This window comes from Leisingera sp. ANG-S5 (assembly GCF_000813925.1).
Lineage (GTDB): Bacteria > Pseudomonadota > Alphaproteobacteria > Rhodobacterales > Rhodobacteraceae > Leisingera.
This window is the reverse complement of sequence record NZ_JWLH01000034.1, coordinates 1-399: the sequence shown is the minus strand read 5'-3', so window position 1 is coordinate 399 and position 399 is coordinate 1. Positions and strand designations below refer to the sequence as shown.

The window sequence follows — 399 nt, the reverse complement described above, 5'->3', positions numbered from 1 at the left end:
CGCTGGACTTCGTCTCGGACAGCCTGTCCGATGGCCGCCGATTCCGGGTGCTATGCGTCATAGACGACTTCAGCCGGGAATGCCTGGCCGCGGTCGTGGACACCTCACTCTCCGGCCAGCGGGTTGCCCGTGAGCTCGATAATATCGCCCGAACGCGTGGCTATCCCTGCATGGTGGTCAGCGATAATGGGACCGAACTGACGTCGAATGCCATTCTGAAATGGCAGGAAGACCGGAAGGTCGAGTGGCACTACATCGCGCCAGGCAAGCCCATGCAGAACGGCTTTGTCGAAAGCTTCAACGGCCGCCTCCGGGACGAGTGCCTGAACGAGCACTTGTTTGCGAGCCTGCGCCACGCCCGAGAGCTGATCGCGGCCTGGCGTGACGATTACAATCACC

The 399-nt window shown here is 61.7% G+C and carries 1 protein-coding gene; it reads left to right on the top strand.

The window, feature by feature from the left end:
- Window positions 1-399: integrase core domain-containing protein (locus tag RA25_RS21960; RefSeq protein WP_039175048.1), on the top strand; the 399-nt coding region annotated here is incomplete at both ends.